This is a genomic window from Kaistia soli DSM 19436, assembly GCF_900129325.1.
GTDB lineage: Bacteria > Pseudomonadota > Alphaproteobacteria > Rhizobiales > Kaistiaceae > Kaistia > Kaistia soli.
This window is the reverse complement of the sequence record NZ_FQUP01000008.1, coordinates 36577-57487: the sequence shown is the minus strand read 5'-3', so window position 1 is coordinate 57487 and position 20911 is coordinate 36577. Positions and strand designations below refer to the sequence as shown.

Below are 20911 nucleotides of genomic sequence, written 5' to 3'. Positions count from 1 at the left end.
GGTCCAAGCGAGGAGCCCCTTGGCTCCTCTCTCCCTGATCGCGCGGCAAGCACGCCGCGCCGTTACATTTTCCCCGTCATTCCTGCCCCGGAATGTCGGTCTTTGCCCTCACCCCTTCAAGACCTCAACCAAGGTCTTTCCAAGGCGCGCGGGGGAGGGCGACACCTTGATACCGGCGGATTCCATCGCCGCGATCTTGTCCTCGGCGCCGCCTTTGCCGCCCGAGATGATCGCGCCGGCGTGACCCATGCGCCGACCGGGCGGTGCGGTGCGGCCCGCGATGAAGCCGACCATCGGCTTCTTGCGACCACGCTTCGCCTCGTCCCTGATGAACTCGGCAGCTTCTTCCTCCGCCGAACCACCGATTTCGCCGATCATCACGATCGACGTCGTGGCATCATCGGCCAAGAACATTTCCAAAATGTCGATGAATTCGGTCCCCTTGACCGGATCGCCGCCAATACCGACGGCGGTCGTCTGGCCGAGGCCCTCGTTCGTCGTTTGGAATACTGCCTCGTAGGTCAACGTTCCCGAGCGCGAAACGATGCCGACGCTGCCGGTCTTGAAGATGTTGGCCGGCATGATGCCGATCTTCGAGGCGCCTGCTGTCACGACGCCTGGGCAATTCGGCCCGATCAGGCGCGACTTGGAACCCGAAAGCGAACGCTTGACGCGCACCATGTCGAGAACGGGGATGCCCTCGGTGATGCAGACGATCAGCGGGATCTCGGCGTCGATCGCCTCGCAGATTGCATCGGCGGCGCCGGGCGGGGGAACATAGATCACCGATGCATCGGCGCCGGTTGCCTCGCGCGCCTCAGCGACGGTGTCGAACACCGGCAGGCCGAGATGCGTCTGGCCGCCCTTGCCGGGCGACGTACCGCCGACCAGCTTGGTGCCATAGGCAAGGGCCTGCTCGGAATGGAACGTGCCGTTCTTGCCGGTGAAGCCCTGGGTGATGAGCTTGGTATTCGCGTCGATCAGGATGGACATCAGACGGCTTCCTTCACGGCCTTGACGATCTTCTGGGCGGCGTCGTCGAGATCGTCGGCGGGGATGACGTTCAGCCCGCTCTCGCGGATGATCTGCTTGCCGAGCTCGACATTCGTGCCCTCGAGCCGCACGACCAGCGGCACCTGCAGGCCGACGGCCTTCACCGCGGCGATGACGCCGCGCGCGATGACGTCGCATTTCATGATTCCGCCGAAGATGTTGACGAGGATGCCCTTCACCTTCGGATCGGAGGTGATGATCTTGAACGCCGCCGTCACCTTCTCCTCGCTCGCGCCGCCGCCGACATCGAGGAAGTTGGCGGGGCTCTCGCCATAGAGCTGGATGATGTCGAGGGTCGCCATGGCGAGGCCGGCGCCGTTGACCATGCAGCCGATCGTGCCGTCGAGCGCGATATAAGCGAGGTCGAACTTCGAGGCCTCGATCTCCTTCTGGTCCTCCTCGGTCTCGTCACGCAGCGCGACGACGTCCGGGTGGCGGTAGAGCGAGTTCGAATCGAACGATACCTTGGCGTCGAGCACCTTCAGATGACCGTCCTTGGTGACGATCAGCGGGTTGACCTCGAGCATCGCCATGTCCTTGGCGACGAAGGCCGCGTAGAGCTTGGAGGCGACGTCGTAGGCTTCCTTGGCGAGCGCTCCGGAGAGGCCGAGCGCCTTGGCGATCGTGAGGCCATGATGCGGCATGATGCCGGTGGCCGGGTCGACTGAGAAGGTCTTGATCTTCTCAGGCGCCGAATGGGCGACTTCCTCGATGTCCATGCCGCCTTCCGTCGAGACGACGAAGGCGATGCGCGAGGTGGCGCGGTCGACGAGGATCGAGAGGTAGAACTCCTTCTCGATGTCCGAGCCGTCCTCGATATAGAGGCGGTTGACCTGCTTGCCTGCCGGGCCGGTCTGCACAGTCACAAGCGTCGAGCCGAGCATCTGGCCGGCGAAGGCCTTGACCTCTTCGATCGACTTGGCGAGGCGGACGCCGCCCTTTTCGCCAGCGGATTCTTCCTTGAACTTGCCCTTGCCGCGACCGCCGGCATGGATCTGAGACTTGACGACCCAGAGCGGGCCGCCAAGCTCGCGGGCCGCGCTTTCAGCCTCGGCCGGCGTGAAGATCGCGACGCCGTTCGAGACCGGCGCGCCGAAGCCCTTCAAGAGGGCCTTGGCCTGGTATTCGTGGATGTTCATGGAGTGCGTTCCGCCTTGAAGGGATCGGAGCCGGGAAGGCCGGGGATCAGGCGCCGAGCGCCGGGACGATCTTGACGCAGGCCTCGACGAGGCTCTCGACCGAAGCGACCGACTTGTCGAGCATCGCCTGCTCGGACTTGTCGAGGCTGATCTCGATGATGCGTTCGACGCCGCCCTCGCCGATGACGATGGGAACGCCGATATAGCGTCCCTTGATGCCGTACTGGCCATCGAGCATCGCAGCAGCCGGAAGGACGCGCTTCTTGTCCTTGAGATAGCTCTCCGCCATCGCGATGGCAGAAGCTGCCGGCGCATAGAAGGCCGAACCGGTCTTCAAGAGGTTGACGATCTCCGCGCCGCCGTCGCGGGTGCGCTGAACGATCTGTTCCAGGCGCTCCTTCTCGATCCAGCCGAGCTTGACCAGATCGGGAAGCGGGATGCCGGCAACGGTCGAGTAGCGGACGAGCGGCACCATTGTGTCGCCATGGCCGCCGAGAACGAAGGCGGTGATGTCTTCGACCGAGACCTTGAATTCCTCGGCGAGGAAATAGCGGAAGCGGGCGCTGTCGAGCACGCCGGCCATGCCGACCACCTTGTTCGCCGGCAGGCCGGAGAACTTCTGCAGCGCCCAGACCATCGCGTCGAGCGGGTTGGTGATGCAGATGACGAAGGCGTTCGGGGCATATTTCTTGATGCCGGCGCCGACCTGCTCCATCACCTGGAGATTGATACCGAGCAAATCGTCACGGCTCATGCCCGGCTTGCGGGGCACGCCTGCGGTGACGATGACGACATCGGCGCCTTCGATGCCGGCATAGCTCGACGTGCCGCTGATGGCGCTGTCGAAGCCGATGACCGGCGAGGCCTCGGCGATGTCGAGCGCCTTGCCCTGCGGCACGCCGTCGGCGATGTCGAACAGGACGATGTCGCCGAGCTCCTTAAGGCCGGCGAGAAGGGCGAGGGTGCCGCCGATCTGACCGGAACCGATCAGGGCAATCTTGGCTCGAGCCATGTGCAAGGTCTCCCGAGGAGAGGTTTACCTAAACGTAAGGTCCACAGTCAGATGGCTGCCGGAACGGGGGCGGCATAGCGCGATTGGACGGCCGGCGCAAGTCGAACAAAAGCCATGAGCCGCACAATTCCGCCATCGAGCCCGACACCTTACGTACGCGTCATGTCTCGACGATGAAGCCTTTGTGAGGCGCCTTCTGATAATCGAGCGAGCGCATCTCGGTCAGGCGCGAGGCTGTGCGTGCGAATTCGAAGGCCTCGGTTCCCTCGCTTGCGGGGTAGAGTCTATCTGGCTCGGCCTCCGCCGAGACGATGATCCGGACATGGCCGTCATAAAGCGCGTCGACTAGCGTGATGAAGCGTTTGGCCTCGTTGCGCCGGCTTTCGTCCATCACCGGGATGTGATCGATGACCACGGTGTTGAAGGCGTGCGCGATGGTGAGAAAGTCGCTCGGGCCGAGCGGCTGGGCGCAGAGATCTGCGAAATCGAAGCGGGCGACGCCTTGCGACGCCAGCGGCACGGCAAGATCCCTTCCCAACACGGAAAGGGTCGTCGGCTCGGGCGTGCCGCCTGTCGTCAGCCGCGCGAAGGCGGCGTCGATCGCTGCATCGGTGTCCGGGCCGAGCGGCGTCAGATAGACGGGGAGCTGTTCGAGCTTCTCGCGGCGGTAATCGGTCCGCGCCCCAAGCTCGAAAACCTCGGTCTGTTCCTTGAGCAGTTTGATGAAGGGCAGGAAGTGGTCGCGGTTGAGCCCGCCGCGATAGAGGTCGTCGGGCGCCACGTTCGAGGTCGCCACCATCACGACGCCGGCCGCGAACAGCCGCGTGAAAAGACGGCCGAGGATCATCGCATCGGCGATGTCTGTGACGCTGAATTCATCGAAGCAGATCAACTCGGTCTCGCGGACGATCTCCTCGGCGACCGGTACGATCGGATCGTCGGCCTTGAGCGTCCCGGCCTTGATCGCCTCGCGGACGCGGAAGACGCGGGCATGCACGTCGGCCATGAAATCGTTGAAGTGCGCGCGTCGTTTGCGCTCGGGCGCTGCCTCGGCGAAGAACAGATCCATCAGCATGGTCTTGCCGCGGCCGACCGCGCCGTGGACGTAAAGGCCGCGAACGGTCTCACGCTCGCGCTGGCGCTTGCCGAACAGCCAGCCGAGCGAGCTGCCCTTGTGAGCCAGGCGGCGCGTCGCGAGATGTTCGTTGAGGCTGTCGAGCTTGGCGACCAGCGCGCGCTGCGCCGGATCGCCCTCGATTTCTCCCTCGGCGACGAGACGTTCATACGCCTCGGCGACGCTGGCGCGAACCGGCAGCCCCTCGCTCACGCCCGCGCTCCCGAACCTGCTTTGATGCCTAGCGCGAGAAGGCGATCGGCTGGCCCGAATCGGCGGTACCGGAGAAAGAGTTGGTGCCCGCCGCGCTCAGATGCGCGACCGGAGCGCCGCCTGCACCGGCGAGGACGACCTGCGAGCCATTGAGGCTCCAGGCCGAAATGCCCTTCAGCGTCGGCGACTGACAGCCGCGCGTCGAGGCGCGGTAGCCGCCGGTCCAAGAGGTCAGCGTCATGAAGAGCTGGCAGCTTTCGGCGCCGGACTTTAGCGACCAGCCGCCGAGGAGATCCGTGCGGCCGAGTTCGGCGCGCACCGGGGCTGCGCTCGCGGACGCCTGGGCGCCGCCGCCTGCAGGCGGAAGCGTCGCCGCGTCGGCGGGCGGCAGCGTAGCGCTGGCCGGCGGGCTCGGCGGCAGGGTCTGGGCGTTCGGATCGAGGGGGGGAGGCGGCAGCGCGCTCTTCTCGACAGGCGCGGATGCGACGGGAGGCAGCGTGTCGCTCTCGACGGGTTTCTGCTGGTCCATCGGGCCAAGCCCAACGGCACCGAACGAGCCGCAGCCGGCGAGCGCCGCAGTGAGCATGATCGGCGCAAGACGGCTGAGACGCATTGCATTCTCCTTCAAATCGGTCGCGGGCTCCATCTGGCCTTGACGGAGCTGGCTATCGGCAAGCTGGCCACGAAATCAGGCCGCTTTGAAGGCAGAACCGTCCTCGTCAGCGGATGACCGACGCGGACCTGCTTCCATTGCGCCTGATCTTGGCGGTTTCGATGGCGCATTACGGCATCTTGTCCACAGGAACAAGGCACCGAAAGCCACAGTCACGGAAAAACCGTGACAGATGGCCGTTACTCGGCGCGGTGGCAGCAGGCCTCTATGTTGTGGCCGTCAGGATCAAGGACGAAGGCGGCATAGTAGTTCGGGTGATAATGAGCGCGGATGCCGGGCGGACCATTGTCGCTAGCGCCGGCCGCGATCGCCGCCGCATGGAACGCATCCACGGCTGCCCGGCTCGACGCCGCGAAGGCCACATGCAGATGCGGCGCCGTCTTTCCGCCTTCCCAGATCCAGAAATCGGGCTTGCCATTCGCGCCGAAGCCGGCGCCCTTGAACCCGGCCTCTTCAGGGATTTCCATCACCTTGGCGATGCCGAGCGTCGCCAGCACAGGCTCATAGAAGGCCAGCAGCTTCGGAACATCGCTGACCTGAAAGCCGAAATGATCGATCGTTCCTGCCATGCTGCGCCCCTCGTTCGTCGGCGCGGCATGCGCCGGTCAATGTGTCTTCGGTTCAGGTTCGATCGTGAGACCCAGTTCGGCTGCCTTGCCGAGGATTTCGCCGATTGGCCGATGCATCGCCTGCGCGATGACCTCTGCCGGAACGCCTTCAACGGCCAGTTCGCGCAACCGACCGATCGCCTCGACCGTCCAGCGCGGCGCGGCGTCGCTCACATAAGTATTGCCGAGATTGGTCATGGATTCCTCCTCAAGCAACCAGCCCTCGAAGGGAATGACCAAAGGCCGGCGAAAGTTCCCGCCGGCCGCAGAGCTCCACCCGGCCTAGACGCGCCGCTCCACCATCATCTTCTTGATCTCGGCGATGGCCTTCGCCGGATTGAGACCCTTCGGGCAGGTCTGCGCGCAGTTCATGATCGTGTGGCAGCGATAGAGGCGGAACGGATCCTCGAGATTGTCGAGCCGTTCACCCGTCGCCTCGTCACGGCTGTCGATGAGCCAGCGATAGGCCTGCAGCAGCACGGCCGGGCCGAGATAACGGTCGCCATTCCACCAGTAGCTGGGGCAGGACGTCGAGCAGCAGGCGCAGAGGATGCACTCGTAGAGGCCGTCGAGCTTCTCGCGGTCGGAATGGCTCTGCAGCCATTCCTTCTCGGGCTCCGGCGTCGCCGTCTTCAGCCAGGGCTCGATCGAGCGATGCTGAGCATAGAAGTTGGTGAGGTCGGGGACGAGGTCCTTGATCACTTCCATATGTGGCAGCGGGTAGATCTTCACCGCGCCCTTCACGTCCTCGATGCCCTTCGTGCAGGCGAGCGTGTTGGAGCCGTCGATGTTCATCGCACAGGAGCCGCAGATGCCCTCGCGACAGGAGCGACGGAAAGTCAGCGAGGGATCGACCTCGTTCTTGATCTTGATGAGCGCGTCGAGAACCATCGGCCCGCAATCGTCGAGATCGATGAAATAGCTGTCGACATGCGGGTTGGCCCCGTCGTCGGGGTTCCACCTGTAAATGCGGAACTCGCGCACATTGTTGGCCCCGGCCGGACGCGGCCAGGCCTTGCCTTCGTTGATCGTCGAGTTCTTCGGAAGCGTGAGCTGGACCATGTGTGTCCCTTGCGGAAAGCTGATGTCAGCGGCGATCCTTGCGGATCATCAATTTGAGGCCGGACCATACGGGATCGATGGCCGCGACCTTGACGTCGACGAGATCAAGCGCCAGCGCCGCGTCGCGCACCGTGTCCTCGGTCACGTCGGTTGGAACCTTCGATGCTTTTTTGGGCCACGAGACCCAGATCATGCCGTCGCGGCGGATCGCATCCTGCAGCGCCGGCAGACGCGCGTCGATCTCGGCCTGCCGCGTCGTGAAGGCATGGATGGCGTCGAAACCTCGGGGCGCGCCAAGATCGGCCGACCAGTCGGCCGCTTCCTCGACCCGCGCGAACGGCGCCGCGGATCGGAGCGCGCCGAGATTGTCCGGCAACGCCAGGAACGCGACTGTCATGCCCGCCTTGAGGCCGAGCTTATCCGGGAGCGGACGCCCCGAATAGCCGGCCTGGGAGAGGGATGCGGTCATGCTGCGCGGCCTCAGTATACGCGGGCCTTCGGCTCGATATAGGCGATGTCGTTCGACATCGTATAGGTGTGCACCGGCCGGTCTTCGAGCGTCACCGTCTTCTGTTCGGTGTCGACGAAGGCAAGCGAGTGCTTCATCCAGTTGACGTCGTCGCGGTTCGGGAAATCCTCGCGGGCGTGGGCACCGCGCGATTCCTGGCGGTTCTGGGCCGAGTCCATCGTGGCGACGGCCTGGACGATCAGGTTCTCAAATTCCAGCGTCTCGATCAGGTCGGAATTCCAGATCAGCGAGCGGTCGGAGACACGGATGTCTCCGGCATCGCGCCAGACGTCGTGGATCAAAGCGTGGCCTTCGTCCAGCACCTCGCCGGTGCGGAACACGGCGCAGTTCGACTGCATCACCTTCTGCATCCGAAGACGCAGCGCCGCCGTCGGCGTCGCGCCATCGGCATAGCGCAGGCGGTCGAAGCGGGCGATCGCCGCGGCCCCGGCCTCGTTGGAGAATTCCGGCTGCTTCTCGCCCGGCTGCACCGTCTCGATGGCGCGGAGCGCTGCGGCGCGGCCGAAAACCACGAGATCGGTCAGCGAATTTGAGCCGAGGCGGTTGGCGCCATGCACCGAGACGCAGGCCGCCTCGCCGACGGCCATCAGGCCCGGCACGACGCTGTCGGGATCGCCGCCGACCTTGGTCAGCACCTCGCCGTGATAATTCGTCGGGATGCCGCCCATATTGTAGTGGACCGTCGGCAGGACCGGGATCGGCTCCTTGGTCAGGTCGACGCCGGCAAAGATCTTGGCGCTCTCGGAAATGCCAGGCAGCCGCTCATGCAGCAGCGCCGGGTCGAGATGGTCGAGATGAAGGTGGATGTGGTCGTTGGCCTTGCCAACGCCGCGGCCCTCGCGGATCTCCATGGTCATGGCGCGCGAGACGACGTCGCGCGAGGCAAGGTCCTTGGCCGAGGGAGCATAGCGCTCCATGAAACGCTCGCCCTCGGAATTGGTCAGGTAGCCGCCTTCGCCGCGGGCGCCTTCGGTGATCAGGCAGCCGGCGCCGTAGATGCCGGTCGGATGGAACTGCACGAATTCCATGTCCTGCAGCGGCAGGCCGGCGCGCAGCACCATGCCGCCGCCGTCGCCCGTGCAGGTATGGGCCGAGGTCGCCGAGAAATAGGCGCGGCCATAACCGCCGGTGGCGAGAATGGTCTTCGCCGCGCGGAAACGATGCAGTGTGCCGTCTTCCATCGAGAGCGCGACCACGCCGCGGCAGGCGCCATCTTCCATGATGAGGTCGAGCGCGAAATACTCGATGAAGAACTCGCAGGAATGGCGCAGCGACTGGCCATAGAGCGTGTGCAGGATGGCGTGGCCGGTGCGGTCGGCGGCGGCGCAGGTGCGCTGCGCGATGCCCTTGCCGAAATTCGTCGTCATGCCGCCGAACGGGCGCTGGTAGATCTTGCCCGCCTCGGTGCGCGAGAACGGCACGCCGAAATGCTCGAGCTCGTAGACGGCGGCCGGCGCGTTGCGGACGAGGTATTCGATCGCGTCCTGGTCGCCGAGCCAGTCCGACCCCTTGACGGTGTCGTACATGTGGAAGCGCCAGTCGTCCTCGCCCATATTGCCGAGCGCGGCCGAGATGCCGCCCTGCGCAGCCACGGTGTGGCTGCGGGTCGGGAACACCTTGCTGATGCAGGCGGTCTTCAGGCCGCCCTCGCTGGCACCGAGCGCTGCGCGGAGGCCAGCGCCGCCGGCACCGACGACGACGACATCGAACGTATGGTCGATAAATGTATAGGCGTGGCCGTTGCTGGCCGGCGCGCTGTGCTTGGCCTCAGCCATGTCAGACTCCGAAGCTGAGCTTGAGAAGGGCGAGCGCCGATGCGACGGCGACGGCCACGGAGAAGAAGCTATTGGCGATCTGGGCGATCAGCTTGGCATGGCCATGGAGATAATCCTCGATGATCACCTGCATTCCGATCTTCATGTGCCAGGCGCCGGCGCCGACCATGAGAATCATCAGCAGCGCAACGAAGGGATTGCCGAGCACGCGCGCCACGTCGGGATAAGGCCGGCCGGCAAGCGCCACGATCAGCACGATGAAGGCCGTTGTCAGGACGGCGAGGGCGAGGCCGGTCAGGCGCTGGACCCAGAAGTGGCCGGTGCCCTCACGGGCCGAGCCGAGGCCGCGGACGCGGGAAAGCGGGGTTCGCATCGACATGAACGGGTTCCTCAGCTGATCGCGAGGCCGACGATCCAGATCAGGATCGTCAAGACGACGGAGCCGATGATGTTGGCGCGGGCGAGGTTGTCGCGGGCAGGTTTCGAGAAGCCGGCGCCGACATCCCAGATGAAATGCCGGATGCCGCCGAGCAGGTGATGAACCAGCGTCCAGGTGTATGCGAAAAGCACGAGGCGACCGATCCACGAGCCGAAGACAGCGCTGGCGACATCGAAATAAGCAGGGCCGGCGGCTGCGGCGATGACCCACCAGGCCAGCAGCAGCGTGCCGCCGTAAAGGGCTATGCCCGTGGCGCGATGCAGGATCGAAACGAGCATCGTGATCGGCCAGCGATAGATCTGCAGGTGCGGAGAGAGCGGCCGGCTCGTCTTCGCCTCGGCGTTCGACATGGGTTCAATCCTCCTGCCGCTTACGTTCACGTAAGCTTCACCGCCATTTGCTGGAGTCGTTCTAGCGCCAATGTGCGACGCGGTCAAAAGCCTGTCGGTCGCAGGGACGCCGACGGCGCTGGTGCGCCTGTCTCACGATGAACTAGGCTGCGCCGACACGTCTGACAGGGGGGCGATGCGCCATGTCGCAACGGGAGGATCACGGTCATGTCGCGACGGTTGATTTCGACAGGCTCGCCGTTCGAGCGGGCGGCCGGCTATTCGCGTGCTGTGGTCCAGGGTCCGTGGTGTTTCGTCTCGGGCACCACCGGCTATGACTACGCGACCATGACGATGCCTGAGGACGTAAGTGCCCAGGCGCGCAATGCGCTGGCAACGATCGAGACGGCGCTGGAGGAGGGCGGCTTCGCGCTCGCCGATATCGTCCGCGTTCATTACTACGTCGCCGACGTCGCATTCGTCGACGCCGTCTTTACCGAGACGGGCCGCGTCTTTGGCGCGATCCGACCGGCCGCGACGATGGTCGTCGCACAGTTGATCCGGCCGGAGATGAAGATCGAGATCGAAGCGACGGCGCTCAAGGCCTGAGTCCGCTTGCATCGCAGGCCTCGCCTCGCTATCGCTCGCCCGCCCGCCCCGCAACATCTTGCCCGGCACGAACCTCCGGAGAGCCTTGCCATGACCAGCTTCAACCTTCTGCTTCTGCCCGGCGACGGGATCGGCACCGAGATCATGGCCGAGGTGAAGCGGGTCATCGACTGGTTCGGCGCGCGCGGCGTCGCATCCTTCGAATATGAGCACGATCTCGTCGGCGGCTCGGCCTATGACGCGCATGGCAAGGCGGTTTCCGAGGCGACCATGGCCAAGGCGCTTGCCGCCGACGCCGTGATCTTCGGCGCCGTGGGCGGTCCGAAGTGGGATGGCGTTCCCTATGACGTCCGGCCGGAGGCGGCGCTGCTGCGTCTCCGCAAGGATCTCGCGCTGTTCGCCAATCTGCGGCCGGCTATCTGCTACCCGGCGCTCGCCGAAGCCTCGTCGCTGAAGCGCGAGCTGGTCGAGGGCCTCGATATCCTGATCGTCCGCGAGCTGACCGGCGGCGTCTATTTCGGTGAGCCGAAGGAAATCGTGACGCTGGAGAACGGCCAGAAGCGCGCCGTCGACACGCAGCTCTACACCTCGCCTGAAATCGAGCGCATCGCCCGTGTCGCCTTTGAACTCGCCCGCACACGCGGCAAGCGCGTCGCTTCGGCCGAGAAGCGCAATGTCATGAAGTCCGGCGTGCTCTGGAACCAGATCGTGACGCGAATCGGCAAGGAAGAATATGCCGATGTCGCGCTTGAGCACGTGCTCGCCGACAATTGCGCCATGCAGCTCGTCCGCCGTCCCAAGCAGTATGACGTCATCGTCACCGACAATCTCTTCGGCGACATCCTCTCCGACGTTGCCGCGATGCTGACCGGTTCGCTCGGCATGCTCCCCTCGGCCTCGCTTGGCGCGCCTGACGCCGCCACCGGCCGCCGCAAGGCGCTCTATGAGCCGGTGCATGGTTCGGCGCCCGATATCGCCGGCAAGGGCATCGCCAATCCGATCGCGATGATCGCCTCGTTCGGCATGGCGCTGCGCTATTCCTTCGGTCTCGTCGCCGAGGCGGACTTGCTCGACCGCGCCATTGCAGGCGTGCTCGGCAAGGGCCTCCGCACGGCCGACATTGCCGCGGCTGGCACGAGCCCCTGCAGCACAAGCCAGATGGGTGATGCCATCATCGCCGAACTCGATCTCTTGTCGACCTGATCCGCGCGGCCTTTGGCAGCGTGGCCCGGGACTGGAAGGCGGCGAATGTTTTTGCCGCTTCCTTCTGGTCAAGGGCCGATGATCTCTGTATAAGGCCGCATTCAAATTGACTGCCATGCCCCGCCGGGCGGCACGCCGCCGGTTGGCGGCGACGTGACGAAGGAAGATTGAAATGGCTGTTCCGAAGCGAAAGACGTCGCCGTCGAAGCGCAACATGCGCCGCTCGCACGATGCGCTCTCCCAGCCGGTCTATGTCGAGGACAAGAATTCGGGCGAACTTCGCCGTCCGCATCACATTGACCTCAAGACCGGCATGTATCGCGGCCGTCAGATCCTGACGCCGAAGACCGAAGCCTGATCCCTGCTGGCAGGGATTGGTACTGACGAGGCCGGCTTTAGCCGGCCTTTTCTTTTTGGCGCCGGTTGCGGCCCGGCATTGTTCGCGCCGGCATTGCATGCGATTGTCGCGCCCGTTTTGCGGCTGGCGGAGGGGCTGGCTGATTGAGGATCAGGCATGCCGATGGACGACGCTCCGATCGAGGCGGTTCTCGCTCATATCGGTCAGGCTGCCTATCGCTGGTCGATCCCCGACGATCGCATCGCCTGGAGCCTCGACGCCGCAAAGCTGCTCGGCGTTGCCGATGAGGCGGCGATCGCAACCGGTGCCGCCTATGAGGCACTGGTCGATACCGGCAACCCGACCTCGCGCCGTCAGATCCTGAAGGGCGTCGGCCATGACGCCGGCGAGGGCGTCGCCTATCAGATCGAGTATGCGATCCGGCCGAGTGGACCGACCGGGCCAGTGCTCTGGGTCGAGGATGCCGGGCGCTGGTATGCCGATGGCGCCCGCCGCGCCGTCCGGGCCGAGGGTGTCATCCGCATCATCAACGAGCGTCACGCGCGCGAGCAGCGCCTCGCCTTCCTGACGCGCTACGATGCCGATACCGGGCTCTTCAACCGCGCCTACATGATGGATCTGCTGCGCGCGACGATCGAGGACGCGCAGAAATTCCGCAACTCGGCCGCCTTCCTGCTGATCGCGATCGACGACCTTTCGCTCATCAACGAGGCCTACGGCCTCAAGGCGGGTGACCGTGCTTTGATCGCGGTGGCGCACCGGATCCGGGGACGGCTGCGCGAGGGCGATGCCATCGGCCGCTACTCGGGCGGCAAGCTCGCAATGTTGCTCATGAACTGCGACGAACATGAGATCGGCGTCGCGGCCGAGCGCTTTCTGGGCGTGATACGCGAAGATGTCATCGCCACGAGCGAAGGCACATTCGCCATCACCGTCTCGATCGGCGGCGTGTCGATACCGCGCCATGGTCGCAGCCGGGAAGATAGCGTCGAGCGGGCACAGGAGGCGCTCGATCTTGCCCGCGCCGAGGGCCGCGGACGCTTCGTCGCCTATGTCCCCTCAACCGAGCGTACGGCCGAGCGGCACGAGAATGCCGAACTGTCTCGTCAGCTGATCGGCGCATTGACGGCGCGTCGGCTCCGTCTTGCCTTTCAGCCCGTGGTCGACATCACGACTCGCGTGCCTCTCTTCCACGAGGCGCTGCTGCGGCTGGAGCAGGCAGATGGCAGCATCGTCGGCGCCGGCCATATCGTGCCCTTGGCGGAGCGGCTGGGCCTCGCCCGCCTGTTTGACCTGGCGATCCTCGATCTCGTCCTGAAGGCGCTCGTCGACCATCCCGAGGCGGTTCTTTCGGTGAATGTCGCGCCGGAAACGGCCGCTTCTCCAGATTGGCTCGATCGGGTCACGGCGGCGGTGCGCCGGCGGCATGACCTCGGCAAGCGGCTGATCGTCGAGATCACGGAAACCAGCGCCATCCGCAACATCGAGGAGACGACGAAATTCGTCGCGGCGGTGCATGCGCTGGGTGCACGCGTGGCGATCGATGACTTCGGCGCAGGCTTCACCTCGTTCCGCAATCTGCGAATGCTGGCCGTCGACCTCGTCAAGATCGATGGCGATTTCGTCAAGCGATTGGCATCCAGCCCCGACGACCAGATCTTCGTCCGCCGTCTGACAGAACTTGCGCGCGACCTTGGCATCGAGACGGTGGCCGAATGGGTCCAGGACGAGGCGGCAGCGGGCCTGCTCGCCGGCTGGGGTGTGCAGCGCATCCAGGGTCAGCTCTCGGGCGAGGCCAGTCTCGATCCACCCTGGCTGGCTCCCGTCTCAGGCTGATGGACTTGCGATGCTGTCCATTGCGGCAGCGAGCGCAATGTCGCGGTCGGTTAGGCCGCCGGCATCATGCGTCGTCAGAGTCACCGTGACCTTATTGTAGACATTCGACCATTCCGGATGATGGTTCATCGTTTCGGCCGCGAGCGCGGCCCTTGCCATAAAACCGAACGCCTCGCTGAAATCAGCGAAGGTGAAGACACGCGTGATCGCATCACCCTTCGCGGTGGTCTTCCAATCCGAAAGCTTCGCCAGCTCTGTCGCGAGCGCCGTCTTGCTCAAGGTCTTCATCAGGCAGCCTCCGCCAGCGGATAGCTTTGCTCAAGCAGATAGGGTCCGCCGCCGGTCGAATCCTTCGAGGAGTAGAGCACGAAACGGCTGACCGGGAAGGGACCGGCGAAAAAGCCGCCGCGCAGCGTCAGATAATTGGCGACGTCGCGCTGCGGTGTGCCGCGCAGGCGGGCAAGGGTCACATGCGGCGTGAAGCGGCGGCCTTCCGGCGGCAGGCCGATCTTCTGCACGATGCGCTCATGCTCGGCCTGCAACTCGCCGAGCACGCGCGAGGGCGAAACGCGAGCGACGACGGAGTGCGGCTTCGCCGAGCCGAATGCGGCGAGACCATCGATATTGAGCGCGATGTCGCGCCGCTTCACCCGCGAGAGCGCGTCGGCAACCTCATCTGCCGTGCGGAAATCGATGTCCCCGATGAAGCGCAGCGTCACATGGTAGAAGTCGGTGTCGATCCAGCGCGCCCCGGGCAGCCCGCCGCGCAGGAGCGCGAGTCGTTCCCCCACCTCGGCCGGAACCTCGAGGGCTGTGAAGAGACGCGGCATCGGCATCCTCCGGTTTGCGTTGAGGATAGCGAAGCATTGCGGTTTGAGGCCGGCCTGTAAAGCAGCCTCGCTGCCGCGCCCTCTGTAAGGCGCGGCAGCATAGGAATCAGGGGCAGGGATTGCCGCGCCGCTGCAGCACCGCGTCGAGCCGATCCTCGATCTCGGGCGTGATGGCGACGGCTTCGCTCGCGATGTCCGCGGCAAGCTGCTCCATGGTCGTTGCGCCGATGATGTTCGATGTCACGAACGGCCGGCTGGTCACGAAAGCGAGCGCAAGCTGCGCCGGATCAAGCCCGAAGTCGCGGGCGACGGCTAGATAGTCATCGATCGCTTCGGCAGCGCCCGGCGTCTCATAGCGGTCGCCGCGCTTGAACAAGGTCGTACGCGCACCGGTCGGCCGTGCCCCATTCTGGTACTTGCCGGAGAGATAGCCCTGCGCCAGCGGCGAATAGGCGAGGAGGCCGACCTGTTCGCGCAGTGCTATCTCGGCGAGGTTCACCTCGAAGGTGCGGTTGAGAAGGTTATAGGCGTTCTGGATCGAGACGACGCGCGGCCCGAGGCCCTTCTCGCTCTCCGTCACGAACCGCATCGTGCCCCAGGCGCTCTCGTTCGAAAGGCCGACATGGCGGATCTTGCCTGCGGTGACCAGGTCGGCGAGCACCCCGAGCGTCTCCTCGATCGGCACCTCGTCGGCCGCAGGCTCCGGCACGCGATAGCGGGTGGGATTTGAGCCCCATTGGGTGACCGCGCGGTCCGGCCAATGAAGCTGGTAGAGATCGATATAATCGGTGCCGAGCCGCTTCAGGCTGCCGTCGATCGCGTGTTCGATATCGGCGCGGACGAGCTTGGACGGCCGACCGCCGCGGAACCAGTCCATCGGCGTACGGCCGACGACCTTCGAGGCGATGATGACCTTTTCGCGATTGCCGCGGGCCTTCATCCAGGAGCCGATGATCCGCTCGGTCGCGCCTTGCGTCTCGGCACGCGGCGGGATCGAATAGAGTTCGGCGGTGTCGAGGAAATTGATGCCGTGGTCGAAGGCGTAGTCCAGCTGCTGGTGGCCTTCGGCTTCGGTATTCTGCTGGCCCCAGGTCATGGTGCCGAGGCAGATGGCGGACACGGCCAGGTCGGTCCGGCCGAGCGAACGATATTCCATTGATGAACTCCGGAGGAGGGTAGGCGGTGGGCGGTCTCGTTCAGCGGGGCTTGGTTTCGCCGACGAGACGTTCGACGGAAGGTAGCATCCGTTCGACGATCAGCGCGACCCCCTTGGCGTTCGGATGCAGGCCATCAGCCTGCAGAAGGGCCGACTGCGCTGCGGCGCCATCGAGGAAGAACGGATAAAGGGTGGCGCCATACTTGGTCGCGAGCTCGGGATAGATCGTATCGAACCTTGCGGCATAGTCGGGCCCGAGATTGGGTGCGGCGCGCATGCCTGCGAGGAGGATCGGGATCTTCCGCTCACTGAGCTTCGCGAGGATCGCGTCGAGCGCCTTGCGGGTGCCGGCTGGGTCCATGCCGCGCAGCATGTCGTTGGCGCCGAGCTCGACGATCGCGGCATCGGCGCCGTCTCCGAGCGCCCAATCGAGCCGCGCGAGACCGCCTTCCGCCGTGTCGCCCGATACCCCGGCATTGACGATAGTGACGTCGAGGCCCTTCGCCTTCAGCGCCCGCTCAAGCTGTGCCGTGAAGCCATCCTCGGGGCCGAGGCCATAGCCCGCGGTCAGGCTGTCGCCGAGCGCGAGGATGCGGATCGGCGCCGCCCCGGCTGCGACAGGGGGAAGCAGCGCGGCCAGCGCGAGCGCCAGAAGCGCCAGCAGGGTCTTTTTCATCCGTCTCCGGCTCCCATATGCAGTCGATGCGTGCCGCGACGGGCGGCCGACCAGCGAAACATATAGGGCGGCCGCCATTGAACGTCAGTGACATCTCCCCATCCGCCGTCATCTCGCTCGCGGATGTCGACCTGTCGCTGGGATCGGGACCGGCGCGCGTCCATATCCTCAAGAAGGTCAGCCTTGCGGTTGCCGCTGGTGAGACGGTGGCTCTGGTTGGACCTTCCGGTTCCGGCAAGTCGACGCTGCTGATGGCGATGGCCGGGCTCGAGCGCATCGACAGCGGCCGGCTCAGCGTCTCGGGGGTCGAGCTGTCGCAGGAAGACGAGGACGGCCTGGCGCGTTTCCGCGGCGCCAATGTCGGCATCATCTTCCAGTCGTTCCATCTCATTCCCAACATGACTGCACTCGAAAATGTCGCGGTGCCGCTCGAACTCCAGGGCCGGCGCGATGCCTTTGCTCGGGCCGAGGCAGAGCTTCGGCTTGTCGGGCTCGGGCATCGTCTGACGCATTATCCCTCCGCGCTTTCCGGCGGCGAGCAGCAGCGCGTCGCCATCGCGCGTGCCCTCGTCGCTGAGCCGGCCGTCATTTTCGCCGACGAGCCGACCGGCAATCTCGACGAGGCGACGGGCCGGCAGATTGCCGATCTCCTGTTCGAGACCTCGGCGCGGCGCGGGACGACGCTGGTGCTGGTGACGCATGACAATGCGCTTGCCACCCGCTGTGCCCGTGTCGTCCGCATCCATTCCGGCATCATTGATCGCTCGGAAGCCGTACGGAGCGCCGCCGAATGACGGCACTGCGCTTCGCCGTCCGCGAACTGCGCGCCGGGCTCGGCGGCTTCGTCATCTTCCTTGCCCTGATCGCATTGGGTGTCGCCGCGATCGCGGCCGTCGGCTCCGTGTCGCGCGCCATGACCGTCGGCCTTGCGCGCGAGGGCGCCAATATTCTCGGCGGCGATCTTTCGGTTACGCTGGTCCAGCGCCAGGCGAATGCCGACGAACGCGGCTTCCTGGACAAGTCCGGCGCGGTCTCCGAAATCGCCACGCTGCGCGGCATGGCGCGCAAGGTCGATGGCACCGACCAGACGCTGGTCGAGATCAAGGCGGTCGACGGCGCCTATCCCTTGACAGGAAAGCTCGATATCGCGCCGGGCGGCTCCGGCCTTGATCCGGCGGAGCCCCTCGACGCGGTTGCGGATTCCGAGCTGTTGATCCGCCTCGGCCTCAATGTCGGCGACAGCATCGATCTCGGCTCGTCTCGGCTGCGCATTGCCGGGGCGATTGCGACCGAACCGGACAAGCTCTCGACCGGCCTCGGCTTCGGGCCGCGCCTTCTGATATCCCGGGCTGCGCTCGACGCCAGCCAACTGCTGCAGCCGGGAAGCCTCGTGCAATGGGCCTATCGTGTGCGCCTTCCGGCAGGCGGCGATCCGCTTGCTGTCTCGGATCAGGCGACCAAGGAATTTCCAGAGGCCGGCTGGCAGGTGCGCACCCGTGACGACGCATCCCCCGGCCTCAAGCGCAGCATCAACCAATTCGCGCAGTATCTGACGCTGGTCGGCCTCGCGGCGCTCATCGTCGGCGGGGTCGGTGTCGCCAATGCCGTCGGGGCCTTCCTCGACATGAAGCGGCCGGTGATCGCCACCTTGCGCTCGCTCGGCGCCTCGGCGCGCTTCGTCGTCGCACTCTATTTCATCCAGATCATGGCCATCGCGCTTGTCGGCGTGATGATCGGCCTCGTGATCGGCGCGCTGGTGCCCCTGATCGCGCTTCGGTTCCTGACGGATGTACTGCCGGTCGGCGCCGAGACTGGTTTCTATCCAGGCGAACTCGCCATCGCCGCTCTGTTCGGCCTCATGACCGCAGTCTCCTTCGCGCTCGCCCCGCTCGGGCGGATCCGCGACGTCAAGCCGACGGCGCTGTTCCGCGATGTGGCGTCCGGCCTGCCGGCCCGCATTCGCCCAGCCTTCCTCGTCGCCGCCATCGCCTCGGCCGGACTGCTCGCAGGGCTTTCGGTCCTCCTGGCCTATGACAGGCGCATCGCGATGATGTTCGTTGTCGCCATGGGCGGCTCGTTCGTGCTGCTCCGCCTCGTCGGCTTCCTTGTCATGCTGGCGGCGCGAAGGGCGCCCAGGCAGCGCTCGACCGAATGGCGCTTCGCGATCGGCAATATCCATCGTCCGGGCGCGCTGACCGCGTCCGTGGTGTTGTCTCTGGGGCTCGGGCTCACTTTGCTGGTCGCGATCGCCCTGATCGATGGCAGCCTGCAGCGGCAATTGACCCGCTCGATGCCGGACAACGGCCCGAGCTTCTTCTTCCTCGACGTGCCGAGCAGCCAGATCGAGCCCTTTTCGGCCTTCCTGGCCAAGGAGGTTCCGAATGCGACGCTCGAAAGCGTTCCGATGCTGCGCGGACGGATCGTCAGCGTGGGCGGCGTTGCGGCGGCCGACCTGAAGCCGGCGCCGGATCAGGCCTGGGTGCTGCAGGGCGATCGGGGCGTCACATTCTCGGCGAGCGTGCCGAAGAATTCGCGCCTCGTTGCTGGCGCCTGGTGGCCCGCCGATTATGCCGGGCCGCCGCTCGTTTCGCTGGAGGCGCGCGTTGCCGAGGGTCTCGGCGTCAAGGTCGGCGACAGCCTCGTCGTCAACGTGCTTGGCCGTCCCGTGGAGGCGAAGATCGCCAATCTGCGCGAGGTCGACTGGGAAAGCCTTGCGATCAACTTCGTCATGGTCTTCTCGCCGAACGCCTTCACAGGCGCGCCCTATACCGTGCTGACGACGCTCGCTTATCCGGGCGCCGCCGATCCCGCGCTGGAGGCACGGGTGATGAAGGATGCCGGCGCGGCCTTCCCCGGCATCACCGCGGTGCGGGTCCGCGAAGCGCTCGACCGTGTCTCCACCATTCTTGGCCAGTTGATGCTGGCAATCCGCATCGCCTCATCCGTCGCGCTGGCCGCCTCCGTCCTCGTGCTGGGCGGGGCGCTTGCGGCCGGTCATCGTCGCCGCCTTCACGATGCGGTGATCTTGAAGACCCTCGGCGCGACGCGGCGGCAGCTGATCACGGCGTTCAGCCTCGAATACGGATTGCTCGGCCTTGCCACCGCAACCTTCGGCGTGCTGGCGGGCTCGCTCGCCGCGTGGGGGGTGGTCGCGGGCGTCATGAAGCAGACCTTCCATTTCGCGCCGCTGAGCGCGCTTGGCGCGGCGGTCGCTGCCGTCCTGGTCACCGTGGTGCTGGGGCTCGCCGGCACATGGCGGCTGCTCGGCCAGAAGGCGGCGCCGGTGCTCAGAAACCTGTAGGATCAAGGCTCCGCTTCAGTTACCATTTGTAAGACGCTGTCATCTCGGGCTCTTGCACGCCCGGATGGCAAGGGCCATATCGCAGGCACATCCCGGGCGGCCGGTTCCGTATTTTTTCGGAGGGTCGGATCGACGGGGCGTCGCGTGACAACGCGGTACACTGTTCGGGAGAAGGGACTTCGATGGCAGATTTCGACAATCGCGTCTCACCGTTTGGCGCAGCGCGTGCCGAAACCGGTGTTATCGATCAGGGCCTCCGCAGCTACATGCTGCAGGTCTACAACTACATGGCGATCGGCCTGCTGATCACGGCTGCGACATCGATCGGCATGTTCAAGCTGACATTCGTCGACACCGGCGCCGGCCTTCAGCCGACCGCGCTCGGCCAGACGCTGTTCGGCAGCCCGCTGATGTGGGTGATCGTGCTGGCGCCCGTGGCGCTGGTCTTCCTGCTGTCCTTCGGCATCCAGAAAATGTCGGTCGGCATGGCACAGCTGGTGTTCTGGGGCTATTCGGCCCTCATGGGCGTCTCGCTGACGACGATCTTCGTCGCCTATACCTCGCAGTCGATCACGCAGGTGTTCTTCATCACCGCCGCCACCTTCGGCGCGATGAGCCTTTATGGCTACACCACCAAGCGTGATCTGACGGGCATGGGCTCGTTCCTGTTCATGGGCCTCATCGGCATCGTGATCGCATCGATCGTCAACATCTTCCTCGGATCGTCGGCCCTCGGCTTCGCGATCTCGATCCTCGGCGTGCTGATCTTCACGGGCCTCACCGCCTATGACACGCAGAAGATCAAGGAGATGTATTTCGCGGGAGACGACCACACCACGGCCGGCCGTAAGGCGATCATGGGCGCGCTCAGCCTCTACCTCGACTTCATCAACCTGTTCCTGATGCTGCTGCGGTTGTTCGGCGACCGCCGCTAAGGCTTCAGACTGCAAGTCATCCAAGGGCGCGGCCAAGGCCGCGCCCTTTTTCATGTGGGCC

23 protein-coding genes are annotated in these 20911 nt (G+C 65.4%); 7 read left to right on the top strand and 16 right to left on the bottom strand.

Going from position 1 to position 20911, the window contains the following annotated elements; all coding sequences use genetic code 11:
• Positions 1 to 108: 108 nt before the first annotated feature.
• The 12 genes from sucD to sdhC form a co-directional block, all read right to left on the bottom strand.
• Positions 109 to 993 carry a succinate--CoA ligase subunit alpha gene (gene sucD / locus BUB39_RS22950; protein ID WP_073058396.1) on the bottom strand — a complete coding sequence of 295 codons (885 nt, stop codon included), beginning with the start codon at positions 991 to 993 and terminating at the stop codon, positions 109 to 111.
• Positions 993 to 2192 (bottom strand): ADP-forming succinate--CoA ligase subunit beta, encoded by a 1200-nt coding sequence (sucC, locus tag BUB39_RS22945; RefSeq protein ID WP_073058395.1) that lies wholly within the window; start codon positions 2190 to 2192, stop codon positions 993 to 995. The genes sucD and sucC overlap by 1 nt, the downstream gene beginning before the upstream one ends.
• Positions 2193 to 2238: 46 nt before the next feature.
• Positions 2239 to 3204, bottom strand: coding sequence for a malate dehydrogenase (mdh, locus tag BUB39_RS22940; RefSeq protein ID WP_073058394.1), 966 nt, complete (start codon positions 3202 to 3204; stop codon positions 2239 to 2241).
• Positions 3205 to 3364: 160 nt separating this feature from the next.
• The gene (zapE, locus tag BUB39_RS22935) at positions 3365 to 4531 is read right to left on the bottom strand and encodes a cell division protein ZapE (protein WP_073058393.1); all 1167 of its coding nucleotides are present in this window, start codon (positions 4529 to 4531) and stop codon (positions 3365 to 3367) included.
• A gap of 28 nt (positions 4532 to 4559) precedes the next feature.
• A complete protein-coding gene (locus tag BUB39_RS22930; RefSeq protein WP_210187126.1) occupies positions 4560 to 5144 on the bottom strand; it encodes an AprI/Inh family metalloprotease inhibitor in 585 nt (194 codons plus the stop codon).
• Positions 5145 to 5383: 239 nt separating this feature from the next.
• A complete protein-coding gene (locus tag BUB39_RS22925; RefSeq protein WP_073058392.1) occupies positions 5384 to 5773 on the bottom strand; it encodes a VOC family protein in 390 nt (129 codons plus the stop codon).
• 36 nt (positions 5774 to 5809) lie between these two features.
• Complete coding sequence (locus BUB39_RS22920) at positions 5810 to 6010, bottom strand: hypothetical protein (RefSeq protein WP_139251597.1); 201 nt, start codon at positions 6008 to 6010, stop codon at positions 5810 to 5812.
• Between the two features lie 84 nt (positions 6011 to 6094).
• On the bottom strand, positions 6095 to 6874 hold the full coding sequence (locus BUB39_RS22915) for a succinate dehydrogenase iron-sulfur subunit (RefSeq protein WP_073058389.1): 780 nt from the start codon (positions 6872 to 6874) through the stop codon (positions 6095 to 6097).
• 25 nt (positions 6875 to 6899) lie between these two features.
• Positions 6900 to 7343 carry a DUF3052 domain-containing protein gene (locus BUB39_RS22910; protein ID WP_073058388.1) on the bottom strand — a complete coding sequence of 148 codons (444 nt, stop codon included), beginning with the start codon at positions 7341 to 7343 and terminating at the stop codon, positions 6900 to 6902.
• Positions 7344 to 7354: 11 nt separating this feature from the next.
• Complete coding sequence (sdhA, locus tag BUB39_RS22905) at positions 7355 to 9178, bottom strand: succinate dehydrogenase flavoprotein subunit (protein WP_073058379.1); 1824 nt, start codon at positions 9176 to 9178, stop codon at positions 7355 to 7357.
• A 1-nt stretch (position 9179) separates the two neighbouring features.
• Positions 9180 to 9551, bottom strand: coding sequence for a succinate dehydrogenase, hydrophobic membrane anchor protein (gene sdhD, locus BUB39_RS22900; RefSeq protein WP_084527893.1), 372 nt, complete (start codon positions 9549 to 9551; stop codon positions 9180 to 9182).
• A 17-nt stretch (positions 9552 to 9568) separates the two neighbouring features.
• A complete protein-coding gene (sdhC, locus tag BUB39_RS22895) occupies positions 9569 to 9967 on the bottom strand; it encodes a succinate dehydrogenase, cytochrome b556 subunit (protein WP_073058375.1) in 399 nt (132 codons plus the stop codon).
• 207 nt (positions 9968 to 10174) lie between these two features.
• Here sdhC and BUB39_RS22890 point away from each other — a divergent pair, with 207 nt between their 5' ends.
• The 4 genes from BUB39_RS22890 (at position 10175) to BUB39_RS22875 (ending at position 13952) form a co-directional block, all read left to right on the top strand.
• Positions 10175 to 10555 (top strand): RidA family protein, encoded by a 381-nt coding sequence (locus BUB39_RS22890; RefSeq protein WP_073058373.1) that lies wholly within the window; start codon positions 10175 to 10177, stop codon positions 10553 to 10555.
• Positions 10556 to 10645: 90 nt separating this feature from the next.
• Positions 10646 to 11758 (top strand): 3-isopropylmalate dehydrogenase, encoded by a 1113-nt coding sequence (gene leuB, locus BUB39_RS22885; protein ID WP_073058371.1) that lies wholly within the window; start codon positions 10646 to 10648, stop codon positions 11756 to 11758.
• Positions 11759 to 11930: 172 nt separating this feature from the next.
• Positions 11931 to 12116 (top strand): 50S ribosomal protein L32, encoded by a 186-nt coding sequence (gene rpmF / locus BUB39_RS22880; RefSeq protein ID WP_073058369.1) that lies wholly within the window; start codon positions 11931 to 11933, stop codon positions 12114 to 12116.
• Positions 12117 to 12278: 162 nt separating this feature from the next.
• Positions 12279 to 13952 carry a GGDEF and EAL domain-containing protein gene (locus BUB39_RS22875; protein WP_175561933.1) on the top strand — a complete coding sequence of 558 codons (1674 nt, stop codon included), beginning with the start codon at positions 12279 to 12281 and terminating at the stop codon, positions 13950 to 13952.
• Here BUB39_RS22875 and BUB39_RS22870 read toward each other — a convergent pair.
• From BUB39_RS22870 to BUB39_RS22855, 4 genes are all read right to left on the bottom strand, one after another.
• Complete coding sequence (locus BUB39_RS22870; RefSeq protein ID WP_139251596.1) at positions 13944 to 14240, bottom strand: 4a-hydroxytetrahydrobiopterin dehydratase; 297 nt, start codon at positions 14238 to 14240, stop codon at positions 13944 to 13946. The two genes, BUB39_RS22875 and BUB39_RS22870, sit on opposite strands and share 9 nt — an antisense overlap.
• Positions 14240 to 14782 carry an RNA 2',3'-cyclic phosphodiesterase gene (gene thpR / locus BUB39_RS22865; protein ID WP_073058364.1) on the bottom strand — a complete coding sequence of 181 codons (543 nt, stop codon included), beginning with the start codon at positions 14780 to 14782 and terminating at the stop codon, positions 14240 to 14242. The genes BUB39_RS22870 and thpR overlap by 1 nt, the downstream gene beginning before the upstream one ends.
• Positions 14783 to 14888: 106 nt before the next feature.
• The gene (locus tag BUB39_RS22860) at positions 14889 to 15938 is read right to left on the bottom strand and encodes an aldo/keto reductase (RefSeq protein ID WP_073058362.1); all 1050 of its coding nucleotides are present in this window, start codon (positions 15936 to 15938) and stop codon (positions 14889 to 14891) included.
• A gap of 40 nt (positions 15939 to 15978) precedes the next feature.
• A complete protein-coding gene (locus BUB39_RS22855; RefSeq protein ID WP_073058360.1) occupies positions 15979 to 16614 on the bottom strand; it encodes an arylesterase in 636 nt (211 codons plus the stop codon).
• Positions 16615 to 16691: 77 nt separating this feature from the next.
• On the opposite strand from BUB39_RS22855, the gene BUB39_RS22850 reads away from it, so the two are divergent.
• The 3 genes from BUB39_RS22850 to BUB39_RS22840 all read left to right on the top strand — a co-directional run bounded on the left by BUB39_RS22850 (position 16692) and on the right by BUB39_RS22840 (position 20850).
• On the top strand, positions 16692 to 17408 hold the full coding sequence (locus tag BUB39_RS22850; RefSeq protein ID WP_425292932.1) for an ABC transporter ATP-binding protein: 717 nt from the start codon (positions 16692 to 16694) through the stop codon (positions 17406 to 17408).
• The gene (locus tag BUB39_RS22845) at positions 17405 to 19915 is read left to right on the top strand and encodes an ABC transporter permease (RefSeq protein ID WP_073058358.1); all 2511 of its coding nucleotides are present in this window, start codon (positions 17405 to 17407) and stop codon (positions 19913 to 19915) included. The genes BUB39_RS22850 and BUB39_RS22845 overlap by 4 nt, the downstream gene beginning before the upstream one ends.
• A 182-nt stretch (positions 19916 to 20097) precedes the next feature.
• Positions 20098 to 20850, top strand: coding sequence for a Bax inhibitor-1/YccA family protein (locus BUB39_RS22840; RefSeq protein WP_073058356.1), 753 nt, complete (start codon positions 20098 to 20100; stop codon positions 20848 to 20850).
• The last annotated feature ends 61 nt before the right edge of the window (positions 20851 to 20911 follow it).

Bases quoted from the DNA above. Each gene is read 5' to 3' on its own strand.
- sucD (WP_073058396.1), bottom strand. From the start codon at position 993: ATGTCCATCCTGATCGACGCGAATACCAAGCTCATCACCCAGGGCTTC.
- rpmF (WP_073058369.1), top strand. From the start codon at position 11,931: ATGGCTGTTCCGAAGCGAAAGACGTCGCCGTCGAAGCGCAACATGCGC.
- sdhD (WP_084527893.1), bottom strand. From the start codon at position 9,551: ATGCGAACCCCGCTTTCCCGCGTCCGCGGCCTCGGCTCGGCCCGTGAG.
- BUB39_RS22910 (WP_073058388.1), bottom strand. From the start codon at position 7,343: ATGACCGCATCCCTCTCCCAGGCCGGCTATTCGGGGCGTCCGCTCCCG.
- BUB39_RS22915 (WP_073058389.1), bottom strand. From the start codon at position 6,874: ATGGTCCAGCTCACGCTTCCGAAGAACTCGACGATCAACGAAGGCAAG.
- BUB39_RS22855 (WP_073058360.1), bottom strand. From the start codon at position 16,614: ATGAAAAAGACCCTGCTGGCGCTTCTGGCGCTCGCGCTGGCCGCGCTG.
- BUB39_RS22925 (WP_073058392.1), bottom strand. From the start codon at position 5,773: ATGGCAGGAACGATCGATCATTTCGGCTTTCAGGTCAGCGATGTTCCG.
- sdhA (WP_073058379.1), bottom strand. From the start codon at position 9,178: ATGGCTGAGGCCAAGCACAGCGCGCCGGCCAGCAACGGCCACGCCTAT.
- BUB39_RS22845 (WP_073058358.1), top strand. From the start codon at position 17,405: ATGACGGCACTGCGCTTCGCCGTCCGCGAACTGCGCGCCGGGCTCGGC.
- thpR (WP_073058364.1), bottom strand. From the start codon at position 14,782: ATGCCGCGTCTCTTCACAGCCCTCGAGGTTCCGGCCGAGGTGGGGGAA.
- sucC (WP_073058395.1), bottom strand. From the start codon at position 2,192: ATGAACATCCACGAATACCAGGCCAAGGCCCTCTTGAAGGGCTTCGGC.
- BUB39_RS22930 (WP_210187126.1), bottom strand. From the start codon at position 5,144: ATGCGTCTCAGCCGTCTTGCGCCGATCATGCTCACTGCGGCGCTCGCC.
- BUB39_RS22840 (WP_073058356.1), top strand. From the start codon at position 20,098: ATGGCAGATTTCGACAATCGCGTCTCACCGTTTGGCGCAGCGCGTGCC.
- mdh (WP_073058394.1), bottom strand. From the start codon at position 3,204: ATGGCTCGAGCCAAGATTGCCCTGATCGGTTCCGGTCAGATCGGCGGC.
- BUB39_RS22860 (WP_073058362.1), bottom strand. From the start codon at position 15,938: ATGGAATATCGTTCGCTCGGCCGGACCGACCTGGCCGTGTCCGCCATC.
- BUB39_RS22920 (WP_139251597.1), bottom strand. From the start codon at position 6,010: ATGACCAATCTCGGCAATACTTATGTGAGCGACGCCGCGCCGCGCTGG.
- sdhC (WP_073058375.1), bottom strand. From the start codon at position 9,967: ATGTCGAACGCCGAGGCGAAGACGAGCCGGCCGCTCTCTCCGCACCTG.
- BUB39_RS22875 (WP_175561933.1), top strand. From the start codon at position 12,279: ATGGACGACGCTCCGATCGAGGCGGTTCTCGCTCATATCGGTCAGGCT.
- BUB39_RS22890 (WP_073058373.1), top strand. From the start codon at position 10,175: ATGTCGCGACGGTTGATTTCGACAGGCTCGCCGTTCGAGCGGGCGGCC.
- BUB39_RS22870 (WP_139251596.1), bottom strand. From the start codon at position 14,240: ATGAAGACCTTGAGCAAGACGGCGCTCGCGACAGAGCTGGCGAAGCTT.
- leuB (WP_073058371.1), top strand. From the start codon at position 10,646: ATGACCAGCTTCAACCTTCTGCTTCTGCCCGGCGACGGGATCGGCACC.